We start from the raw sequence: 11,011 nt of genomic DNA on the forward strand, positions 1-11,011 counted from the left end.
GGGTAGTTGCCTGGCGACGGGGGGAAATGAATTACCAGGCCGGGGGGGCGGCAGTCCACTGCCCGGCTTCGCCGGGCGAAAGGCGGAGACTTGCGATGACAGCCGTCGAAACCAAAATCAGCACCGGCAGCGAAACCTTTGCCCAAAACCGCAAGGACATGCTGGAGCTAGTCAAGCGGATGCGTGATTTGGAGGCCCGCGCGGCGGCGAAATCCGAAGAACGCCGCCCGGTCTTCGACAAGCGGGGGCAGCTGTCGCCGCGAGAGCGCGTCTCGGCGCTATTGGACCCGGGGCTGCCGTTCCTGGAGCTCTATAACATGGCCTCTTACCTGGTGGACGATCCGGACCCGGACACCTCGATCCCCGGCGCCTCGATCATTTTGGGCATCGGCTATGCCGAGGGCGTGCGGGTGATGGTCTTTGCCGATGACGCCGGGATCAATGCCGGCGCGATGACGCAGAAATCGGTGGATAAGGCGCTGGGTGCGCTGGCTATTGCCGAGAAGCAGAAACTGCCCTTTATCCATCTGGTGGAAAGCGCCGGCGCTGATCTGATGCGCTATACGGTGGAGCTTTGGGCGCATGGCGGCGGCATGTTTGCGGGGCTGGCGCGGCTGTCGGCAGCGGGTATCCCGGTGATCACCGTGCTGCATGGGGCCTCCACCGCGGGCGGAGCCTATCAGCCGGGGCTGTCGGACTATGTGATCGGGGTCAAGGGGAACGGCATGGCGATGCTGGCGGGCGCCGCACTGGTGCAGGCGGCCACAGGCGAGGAAGCGCAAGACGCGGATCTAGGAAGCGCAGAGATGCATGCCCGGACCACGGGGCTGGTGGAATACCTGGCGGAAGATGACGCCCATGGAATTGCGCTGGCCCGCGAGGTGGTGGCCGGGCTGGGCTGGGCGCGCTGTGCGCCGCCTATGGAGACGTGTGAAGCTCCGGTTCTGCAGGGGGACGGCATCGCCGGCCTTGTGCCGGTGGATTACCGCAAGCCCTATGACATGCGCGAAGTGGCGGCGCGGATCGTGGATGGTTCGAGGCTGCGGGATTTCAAGCCGGATTACGGGCCAGCGACGGTCTGCCTGCAGGCGCGGATCATGGGGCAGGCCGTCGGGATCCTCGGCAACAACGGTCCCCTGGACCCGGACGGCGCCGCCAAGGCCGTGCATTTCCTGCAGGCGATGGACCAGGCGGGCACGCCAGTGGTCTTTCTGAACAATACAACCGGATTTATGGTGGGAACCGCATCTGAGCGGGCAGGCATGATCAAGCATGGCGCCAAGATGATCCAGGCGGTGACAAATATCCGGGTTCCGAAGATCTCGATCTATACCGGTGCCAGTTTCGGGGCCGGGAATTATGGCATGTGCGGCTGTGCCTTCGGTGCGGATTTCCTGTTCACCTGGCCGAATGCGGTGACCGGGGTTATGGGCGGCGATCAGGCGGCGCTGACAATGGAGCAGGTCGCCCGGCGCGCTGCTGAACGTCAGGGCGCGGCACCGGATGAGGCGCGGCTGGCCGCGCAGCGCAAGAGGATCGCGGCGCATTTCGACGGGCAGTCGGATGCGTTTTACACCTCTGGCCGGGTGCTGGACATGGGCATGATTGATCCGCGCGACACGCGCAATGTGGTCGGCTTCTGCCTGCAAACCTGCCAGGAGGCGCGGGCCCGGCAGCTCCACCCGAACAGTTTTGGCGTGGCGCGGATCTGATGGCGGCGGGGATGAGCAGTTTTGACAGGGTCCTGGTTGCCAACCGCGGAGAGATTGCGCTGCGGGTGATGCGCACTTTGCGGGGCATGGGGCTGCGGAGCGTTGCGGTTTACACATCGGCAGACGCTGGCAGCCCGCATGCTGCCTTTGCGGATTGCGCCCTGTGCATCGGCGATGGCCCGGCGGCGGACAGCTACCTGTCGATTGAAAAGCTGATCTCTGCCGCACAAGAGGCCGGCGCCGGCGCGGTCCATCCCGGATATGGGTTTCTGTCAGAGAGTGCGGCGTTTGCCCGTGCGTGCGCCACGGCTGGCCTGGTGTTCATCGGCCCTTCGCCGGAGGTCATCAGCCTGATGGGCAACAAGGCCGCCGCCAAGCGCAGGATGACCGCAGCGGCTGTGCCCTGTCTGCCGGGGTACGAGGGACCGGATCAGGATGCAGAGGTGCTGGCCCGGGCGGCGGCGTCCATCGGCTATCCGCTGATGATCAAGGCTGCCGCGGGCGGCGGCGGCAAGGGGATGCGGCTGGTCCAGGATGCCGCGGGTTTTGACCGCGCCTTGGCTCTGGCGCGCAGCGAGGCGCTGGCGGCCTTTGGCTCCAGTGAGGTGATCCTGGAAAAGGCGCTTGCCAATCCCCGGCATGTGGAAGTTCAGGTTTTTGGCGATGCGCAGGGGCAGGTGATCCATCTTGGGGAGCGCGACTGTTCCATCCAGCGCCGCCACCAGAAGGTGGTGGAAGAGGCGCCCAGCCCCGCTGTGAACGCCGCCCTGCGCCGCCGTATGGGAGCGGCGGCCGTCAAGGCTGCGGAGGCCATTGGCTACCAGGGGGCGGGCACGGTGGAGTTCCTGCTGGACCAGGGCGGAGACTTCTACTTCCTGGAGATGAACACCCGGCTGCAGGTGGAGCATCCGGTCACGGAGATGATCACCGGTTTGGATCTGGTGGAGATGCAGATACGCGTCGCACGGGGCGAGGCCTTGGGGCTGGCGCAGGCGGATGTGCGCTTTGACGGCCATGCCATTGAGGTGCGGCTTTATGCGGAAGATCCGGCAAACGGGTTTCTGCCCCAGGCCGGGCGGATCGTGCAGTGGCAGCCGCCGGACGGCAGTGGTATCCGGGTCGACGCCGGGATTGCCGGCGGGCAGGAGGTCACGGCTTTCTACGATCCGCTGCTGGCCAAGCTGGCGGCCCGTGGCAAAACCCGGGAGGACGCGCGCCAGCGCCTGGCCGCAGCGTTGGGGAAGTGCGTGCTGCTGGGGCCGGTTTGCAACCGGGATTTCCTGATTGAGGTGCTGCAGCATCCGGAATTCGCATCCGGGCAGGCGGCGACGGGTTTCATTTCCCGGCATTTCCCGAATGGGTTCCGCACCGCGCCGTCCAGCAGGGAGGTTGCGCTGGGCGCGGCGTTGCTGTTCAGGGCGGAGCAGGCGCGCTGTGCTGAAGCTGCTGGCGGGGTTGCACCGGAACTGCTGGGCTGGTCGAGCCAAGGGGCCTTGTTTTCCTGCTTCAGGCTGGAATGCAGCGGAGAGCGTGTCGATGCGGAGTTGGAGCACCGGCGCGGGGGAACCGTTGTGCGCTGCGGCTCTGCCCGGCACTTGGTGGCTGGAACGCAGGCGCAGACGCAGGTTGACGGGGTGCAGGCCGGCCTGCGGTCCTGCCGGATGGAAGGGCAGAGGCTGCATATTGCGACGGAGCGGCGGATATTCAGCCTGTGCCGCCGCGAGGCTGGGTCCGAAGAGCACCGCGGCACTGCATCGGACCGCGTTATGGCGCCAATGCATGGGCTTTTGCTGGAGATTTGCGCGAGCGAGGGAGAAACCGTTGCAGCAGGCAGCCGCCTGGCGGTGGTGGAGGCGATGAAGATGCAGCATGAGATCCTGGCGCCGGGCGCGGGCAGGATCGTCCGGGTTGCAGTCTTGCAAGGGCAGCAGGTCGCGGCCGGGCAGCTGCTGTTCGAAATGGACCGGGGGGTGGACACCGCTGGCATTTGAGCAATAGGGGGCTCTTCTGCCCGTCGCCGGGGCATTGAAGACTCAGCCGGAGGAGGTCTTTCCTTGGAAAGACTGACGGCGGACGGGAGGCTGCGCCGGTTAGTTTGCGGCAGCAGGTATCGGGCCGCGGTACTGAAAGACATCGTTGGGGTACTGGCGGTCCTGCAGCTGGAAATATGTTAGGCCTGTGCGCTCGAATCCGTGCCGGAGATAAAAGCCGGTGGCGCGCGTGTTCTCTGTATTCGCTGCCAGCCAGGGCGCGTCCCAGGAGCGGGCTGCGCAGGCCTCAAGCCCGGCCTGGAGCAGTCCAGGGCCGGCACCCCTGCCTTGGGCGCAAGGGCGGACGTAAAGCGTGGCGATTTCAGTGCAGGAAGAGGCGCCTGCCGGGCTTGGGCGCCCGTGCACCAGCCGGATATAGCCGTCGATTCCATCCTGGCTGTTCTGCGACACCAGCAGGCATTCTTCTGTCCGCTGGAGCGCCGCGGCGAAATGGCCGGGCGTGTACTCGCTCAGCACATATTCTGCGAAACCCTGGCTGATGCCGTCCCGCAGATATGTGGTAAGCCAGACCTCGATGGAAAGCGCGGCAAGGGCGGCGCAATCCTGTGCAGCGGCTGGGCGGATACTTGTTGCGGGGGCTTTCCGGGACATGGCGGAATTCTGAAATCAGCTTTGCAAAGAGTTTAACTGTTCTGCGATCCCTGCCGGGTGGTCAAGAAGATCTTCTCGCCAGGATTGCTTTACTTGTTTAATACTGCGGCCGGACTTAGCAGGAGGCGCCGATGAACATTCTCTATATCATGTTCGACCAGCTGCGGTTCGACTATCTGAGCTGTGCCGGCCACCCGCATCTGCAGACACCGCATATTGACGGGCTGGCGGCCAAAGGCGTGCGCTTTACCCGCGCCTATGTGCAGTCGCCGACCTGCGGCTCTTCGCGGATGTCGAGCTATACCGGGCGCTACCCCTCCAGCCACGGGGTGCAGTTCAACAGCTACCCTTTGCGGGTCGGTGAATGGACCATGGGGGACCACCTGCGCAAGGCGGGGATGGGCTGCCACCTGATCGGCAAGACCCATATGGTGGCGGATGCGGAGGGCATGCAGCGGCTGGGGCTGGCGCCGGACAGTGTGATCGGCGTGCGCCAGTCGGAATGCGGTTTTGATCCTTGGGTGCGCGACGACGGGCTGTGGGCGGAGGGGCCGGACGGGTTCTATGACGGCAAGCGCAGCCCCTATAATGAGTATCTGAAGGCGAAGGGCTACCCGGGGGAAAACCCTTGGAACGACTTTGCAAATGCCGGGGTTGAGGGGGGGGACATCGCTTCCGGCTGGTTCATGGTCAATGCGGACAAGCCTGCCAATGTCGCCGGGGAAGACAGTGAAACGCCTTGGCTGACTACGCAGGCTATGGAATTCATAGAGCAGGCTGAGGGGCCATGGTGTGCTCACCTCAGCTATATTAAGCCGCATTGGCCTTATATCGTGCCCGCGCCGTACCATGACATGTACGGGCCGGAGCATGTGCTGCCGGTGGTGCGCTCGGATGCGGAGCGGGAGGCTGCTCATCCGGTGTTCAACGGCATGATGAATAACCAGATCGGCAAGACCTTCAGCCGTGATGAGGTGCGGGAGAAAGTCATTCCCGCCTACATGGGGCTGATCAAACAGGCCGATGATCAGATGGGCCGCCTGTTTGCCTGGCTGGAGGAAACCGGCCGGATGCGGGACACGATGATCGTGGTGACCTCGGACCATGGCGATTACCTGGGCGACCACTGGCTGGGGGAAAAGAACCTGTTCCACGAGCCCTCGATCAAGGTGCCGCTGATCATCTATGACCCGCGCGCAGAGGCCGATGCCTCCCGCGGCACCACCTGTGATGAGCTGGTGGAGGCGATCGACCTGCTGCCCACTTTCCTTGAGGCAGCTGGCGGCGAACCGGCGCCGCATATCCTGGAGGGGCGCTCGCTGATGCCCTTCCTGCACGGGGAAATACCGGAGTGGCGGGACTATGCCATTGCTGAGTTCGACTACTCCACCATGCCGCTGTGCGACAAACTGGGGCTGGAGCCGAAAGATGCGCGCCTCTTCATGGTAACAGACAAGCGGTGGAAGTTCATGCATGCCGAAGGCGGGCTGCGGCCAATGCTGTTTGATATGGAGAATGACCCGGACGAGCTTGTGGATCTCGCCAAGGGCGCTGCGCATCAGGAGGTCATTGACCTGATGTATGACCGGTTGTTGAAATGGGGGCTGCGTATGTCGCAGCGGATCACGCTTTCCGACGCCCAGATCAAGGCTCGCCGCGGCAAGTCCGGGCGCAAAGGCATCCTGCTGGGCGTCTTTGAGGCAGATGAGGTTGCACCGGAACTGACGGAGAAATACCGCGGCCCGGTGCCTCAGGCCTGAGACCGTCATTCATCTTGCCAAAAATACTCCGGGGGAGCCCGCAAGGGCGGGGGCAGCGCCCCCGGCGCGCGTTGCCAAGCAGAGAAGAGGCGCATAAATTGGCCTCAAACGCATCAAAGGCGGCGCAATGGCAGGGCAGACAGAACAGGTTCTGAACGCAATCCTTCAGGATATCGAGGCAGGCCGCCTGGTGCCCGGCGCGCCGCTGGAGGAAAGCGAGCTGGTGGAGCGGCACGGCGTGTCCCGCACACCGGTGCGCGAGGCTTTCATCCAGCTGGAAGCCATTGGATTGATCAAGCGTTTGCCGCGCAAAGGGGCGGTGCTGTTCAAGCCGACGCTGGAGGAATTCCTGGCGATCCTGGAAGTGCATGCCCGGCTGGAGGGGCAGGCGGCGGCGCTGGCGGCGCGGCGGTTGTCTCCAGCGCAAGCGGCAGAGCTGCAAGCGGCCGTGGCGGCTTGCGAGACACATGCAGCGGAAAAGCAGGATGATGATCCGGCTGGCTATTACCAGCTGAACCTGCGGTTCCATGCCTGTGTTGCGGAAGGCTCCGGCAATCCGTTTCTTGTCGAGATGATCAAGACCAATGCGCGCAAGCTGATGGCCTATTACCGGGCGCGCTACCGCTATCCCGGCGTCATCGCGCAGTCGGCCAAAGAGCACCGTAAGATTGCGCAGCTGATCCTTGCCCATGACCGGGAGGGGGCAGAGGCCGCGATGATAGCGCATGTGCAATTCGACCAGGTCACGGTGATGGATCTGCTGGCAGCGCTGGGATGATCCGGAGCCTTTCGGCTCCGGGCCTTCGGCAGGGTATATTTAACCAGAAAGAAGCCGGCGCGTCAGGGACGGGCAGCCTGTTCAAAGAACGCCGCCAGGCTCTCGGCAAATTTTGTTTGGTCGGAATGCTCCGCAAGGCTTGCAACCGCGCGGGCATAGGCGCCGGGGCCAAGCGTGTCCCTCATTTCTTCGGTCAGAGCGGAGATGAACCCGTGTGTCATCTCCGGATGATGCTGGCATGTGAAGATATGCCTGCCCAGGGTGCAGCCCGAATTCATGCCGTTGCTTTCTGTGAGCGGGACCGCGTCTGGTGGCAGGCGGCTGACGTGTTCACAATGTGAGCCATAGAGTTTTAGTTCTTCTGGCAGACCGGCGGCCCAGTCCGGGCGGGCCAGCAAGCGGTTGCGGGTCAACCCATGCACCCAGCCGCCGGGGTTGTGATCCAAGCTGCCGCCAAGTGCCATTGCAATGGCCTGGTGGCCGAAGCAGGCGCCGAACAGCGGGAATTGCCGGGCGTGGGCAGTGCGGATCAGCGCCAGCAGTTGTGTGATCCAAGGCGCGCCGGAGCGGACCGAGGCTGGGCTGCCGGTGATCATCGCGCCGTCGAATTGGAACAGATCCTGCGGGAATACACCGTCCTTTACGGCAAACACCGTGGTGCGCCAGCCTGGCCGTGCCATCAGGACCAGGTCGGTGAATTTTTCGCCGTCCTTGGGGTGGCTTTGGGCAAAGCCGCTTTCGTCAGTGTTGGTCATCAGGATGGCCAAGTGCATGAGAAGGCTCGCAAGATTTTCGTTTACATATTTATGATGCTCATTAATATACATTAAGTAAGCAACTTAGGAAAGCCCGCAATGACAGTTTGGACCCCCACCGACGACGGTTATGCGGATCTGACCAGCCATGACACCTTTGCCCATGGTGCACCGCACAACACCTTCGCCCGGCTGCGGCGGGAGGATCCGCTGCATTGGACCGAATACGAAGGCGGCAAGAACTTCTGGTCGGTGACGCGCTATGAAGACATCACCGTGATGAACAAGAACACCGAAGTGTTCTCCTCTGCCAGAGGCATCCGGATGGAGGATCAGTCCTACGAGGAATACCTGGCGCGGCGCACCTTTCAGGAGACCGACCCGCCGGAACATTCCAAGGTGCGGATGAAGCTGCTGAAAGCGTTCTCCAAGACCACCATGGCACAGTATGAGCAGGACATTCGCGAGCTCTGCGCCGGTATTCTGGATCAGGCGTTGGCCAAGGGGGAGTTCGACGCCACCAAGGAAATCGCCCGTCAGCTGCCGATGCGGATGCTGGGCAGGGTGGTAGGGCTGCCGGAGGCAGACCTGCCCTGGCTGGTCGAGAAAGGCGATGCGCTGATTGCCAATACCGATCCGGATTTTACCTCCCACGTGCTGGACAAGATGCAGACGGATGAGTTCCGGATGATGCCGTTCAACTCGCCCGCCGGGGCGGAGCTGTACATCTATGCCAAGGAGCTGATGGAGGAAAAGGCGAAGAAGGGCGATACTTCGGGCGTGCTGAACCTAATCCTGGAACCGGCCAAGGATGGCTCGGTGATTACCGAGACCGAGTTCCGCAATTTCTTTTGCCTGCTGGTGGCGGCGGGCAATGACACCACACGTTATTCCATTGCTGCAGGTATCCAGGCGATGTGCCATCAGCCCGAACTGCTGGCGCAGATGCAGGAGGGTGGTGCGGTCTGGGAGACGGCGGCCGATGAGATCATCCGCTGGGCGACACCGGCGCTCTATTTCCGCCGCACCGCGACGCGGGATGTGGAAATGCATGGCAAGACCATCCGCGAAGGCGACAAGGTTCTGTACTGGTTTGCCTCAGCCAACAGGGACGAGGGCTATTTCGAGGATCCATTTCACGTGAATCTGCACCGCAGCCCGAACCGGCATCTGTCGTTCGGCCAGTTCGGCCCGCATGTCTGCCTGGGGATGTGGCTGGCGCGGCTGGAGGTCACGGTGCTGTTCCAGGAGCTGGCCAAGCGCATCCGGCACATCGAGGCCGCCGGTCCGCATAAATTCCTGCGCTCGAACTTTGTCGGCGGCATCAAGCAGCTGCCGGTGCGTGTGGAAGCTGTGTGAGGGCGCTGTCTGGCAGGAAAGACTCCGCAATAACCGCTAAATATGTTAAGTAATAAGGCACGGGCAAACGATGCCGATGACTGTCCAGCAGAGAAGGACCCAGAGCCATGAAGACCCGTCTGCGCGCGATGTTCTGCGACCACCTTAGCATCATGCGGGGAAAGTACTTGCCGAATTCCAAGATCGGCGATGACTCGACCCGCTTTTGCCGCTCAGTTTTTGGCACCCATTACGACAAGGACCTGCTGGATGCGCCCGGTTCGATGGTGAAACAGGGACTGCCGGACATGGAGCTGAAATGGCTGCATGACGATATCCGCGATAGTTGGCACGCCTCTACCAAGGTGGTGCTGGGTGATCTTTATGATGATGAAGGCCAGCCACTGGCGCTGTGCCCGCGCTGGGCGCTGAAGCGTGCGGTTGCGGGCTGGCAGAAACACGGGTTGACCCCCAAAGTCGGGATTGAGCTGGAAGCTTTTGCCCTGCAAGCAGACGACCGTGGGCGGCTGATGCCCTATGATGCGCCAGGCGGGGTGGTTTATGGCACCGGACCCTTTGCCGATCCGTTGCGGTTTAATGACCGGATCTGGGCGATGGCGGATGACATGGGCTTCTCGCTGGACATGATCACCGCAGAGTTCGACAGTCCGCAGTTCGAATACACGCTGACCTTTGATGATGCGGTGAAGGCGGTGGATGACATCGTGCTGTTCCGCTTGATGGCGCGGGAGGTGGCGTTGGAATACGGCATTGTCCTGACCTTCATGCCGAAACCAGTGGCCGAGGCCGGCGGCTCGGGCATGCATATCAACTTCTCCTTCGCCGATGAGGCGGGCGGCAACGCGCTGTCCTCCGGGCCGCGGGGCGGGCCGGAGCATATGAACGATTTGGCACGCGGCTGCCTGGCAGGGCTTTTGCATCACCACAAGGGGCTGGCGGGGCTGATTGCGCCAACCGCCAACAGCTACATGCGGCTGCAGCCGGGGTCGCTGTCGGGCTACTGGCAGAACTGGGGCGGCGACCACCGCAATGTGACAACGCGGATCAGCTCGGAAGGCGGTGCCAAGGCGCGGCTGGAGCACCGGATGGCGGATGCCTCCTCCAACCCTTACACGACGGTTGCGGCTGTCTTGCAGGCTGCACGCCTTGGGGTAGAGACCGGCCACGAGCTGCCTCCGATGGAAACCGGAGACGGGTTCGACCGCACCGATGCCCGCGAGGGCACGGCAATAGACTTGAAGGGGGCTGTGGCTGATCTGGAGAAGGACACTGTGCTTGCCGGTGCCGTCGGGTCCGAACTGGTCGCCAACCACGTCTTCATGAAGCGCAAGGAGGTGCGCAAGACCCGCGATCTGGAAGGCGACGGTATGCGCGATTTTTACGTGCATTTCATCTGACTACCCGCGGAGAAAACCGATGCAAGTCACCTGGAAGCTGCCGGGTGGAGGGGCTGTCACGGCAACAGTGGACTATGGTCAAAGCCTGCTGGAGGCGGCGCTGGCACATGATGTGCCTGGTGTGGCGGGCGAGTACGGCGGCTGTCTCGCCTGTGCCACTTGCCATGTCTTCGTGGATCCGGAGTGGGCGGCGGAATGCGGTGAGGCCGGCGAATTCGAAGAGGCAGTGCTGGATCTTGCTGAGGGGCGGCGGGAAATCAGCCGTTTCAGCTGCCAGATCGAGACGCATCCGGACTTGGGCGGGCTGGTACTGGAAATACCGGCGGTCTGACCCGGAATATGATCATAGCTTGATGCAACAGGCGCGGCTGCGGCGGCTGGGTCCGTTTCCGTATTACGCAACCGCGCCGCGTCAGCGGCGCCACCGAAGGCGCAGGCCCGAAGCACATGCTTCGGGCCCGCCATGGCATCTGGTAGCGGAGGGGGGAGGGGGGAGGGGGGAGGGGGGGGGGGGGGGATGCGGCAGAACCGGCGGCCAGCCCATGGAACCTGTATGTGCCGCCCAGGCCAGCATGGCGCCCCAGTTGAAGGCGAGACCCAGAAACACC

Annotated in this window: 9 protein-coding genes; 7 read left to right on the plus strand and 2 right to left on the minus strand. The window is 63.1% G+C overall.

Annotation, left to right across the window (positions count from 1 at the left end; all coding sequences use genetic code 11):
• Window positions 1-95 precede the first annotated feature (95 nt).
• Both ACXAHG_RS22910 and ACXAHG_RS22915 read left to right on the plus strand, forming a co-directional pair.
• Window positions 96-1,712, plus strand: coding sequence for an acyl-CoA carboxylase subunit beta (locus ACXAHG_RS22910; RefSeq protein WP_475061054.1), 1,617 nt, complete (start codon window positions 96-98; stop codon window positions 1,710-1,712).
• A gap of 11 nt (window positions 1,713-1,723) precedes the next feature.
• Window positions 1,724-3,703, plus strand: a complete 1,980-nt coding sequence (locus tag ACXAHG_RS22915) for an acetyl/propionyl/methylcrotonyl-CoA carboxylase subunit alpha (RefSeq protein WP_475061057.1) — start codon at window positions 1,724-1,726, stop codon at window positions 3,701-3,703.
• A gap of 99 nt (window positions 3,704-3,802) precedes the next feature.
• Here ACXAHG_RS22915 and ACXAHG_RS22920 read toward each other — a convergent pair whose 3' ends face one another.
• Window positions 3,803-4,354 (minus strand): GNAT family N-acetyltransferase, encoded by a 552-nt coding sequence (locus ACXAHG_RS22920; RefSeq protein ID WP_475061060.1) that lies wholly within the window; start codon window positions 4,352-4,354, stop codon window positions 3,803-3,805.
• Window positions 4,355-4,485: 131 nt separating this feature from the next.
• Between ACXAHG_RS22920 and ACXAHG_RS22925 the strand changes: the two genes are divergently transcribed.
• A complete protein-coding gene (locus ACXAHG_RS22925; RefSeq protein WP_475041619.1) occupies window positions 4,486-6,114 on the plus strand; it encodes a sulfatase-like hydrolase/transferase in 1,629 nt (542 codons plus the stop codon).
• Between the two features lie 127 nt (window positions 6,115-6,241).
• Window positions 6,242-6,892: a GntR family transcriptional regulator gene (locus tag ACXAHG_RS22930; RefSeq protein WP_475041621.1), complete on the plus strand. Its 651-nt coding sequence runs from the start codon at window positions 6,242-6,244 to the stop codon at window positions 6,890-6,892.
• A gap of 62 nt (window positions 6,893-6,954) precedes the next feature.
• Here ACXAHG_RS22930 and ACXAHG_RS22935 read toward each other — a convergent pair whose 3' ends face one another.
• A complete protein-coding gene (locus ACXAHG_RS22935) occupies window positions 6,955-7,665 on the minus strand; it encodes a type 1 glutamine amidotransferase (protein ID WP_475061063.1) in 711 nt (236 codons plus the stop codon).
• Between the two features lie 81 nt (window positions 7,666-7,746).
• Between ACXAHG_RS22935 and ACXAHG_RS22940 the strand changes: the two genes are divergently transcribed.
• The 3 genes from ACXAHG_RS22940 to ACXAHG_RS22950 all read left to right on the plus strand — a co-directional run bounded on the left by ACXAHG_RS22940 (window position 7,747) and on the right by ACXAHG_RS22950 (window position 10,734).
• Window positions 7,747-9,006: a cytochrome P450 gene (locus tag ACXAHG_RS22940; RefSeq protein WP_475061066.1), complete on the plus strand. Its 1,260-nt coding sequence runs from the start codon at window positions 7,747-7,749 to the stop codon at window positions 9,004-9,006.
• Window positions 9,007-9,113: 107 nt separating this feature from the next.
• On the plus strand, window positions 9,114-10,403 hold the full coding sequence (locus ACXAHG_RS22945; protein WP_475061069.1) for a type I glutamate--ammonia ligase: 1,290 nt from the start codon (window positions 9,114-9,116) through the stop codon (window positions 10,401-10,403).
• A 19-nt stretch (window positions 10,404-10,422) separates the two neighbouring features.
• Entirely contained in the window at window positions 10,423-10,734 is a 312-nt protein-coding gene (locus ACXAHG_RS22950) for a 2Fe-2S iron-sulfur cluster-binding family protein (RefSeq protein WP_475041626.1), read from the plus strand.
• Window positions 10,735-11,011 lie beyond the last annotated feature (277 nt).

Source organism: Leisingera sp. ABD4_442 (assembly GCF_056160905.1).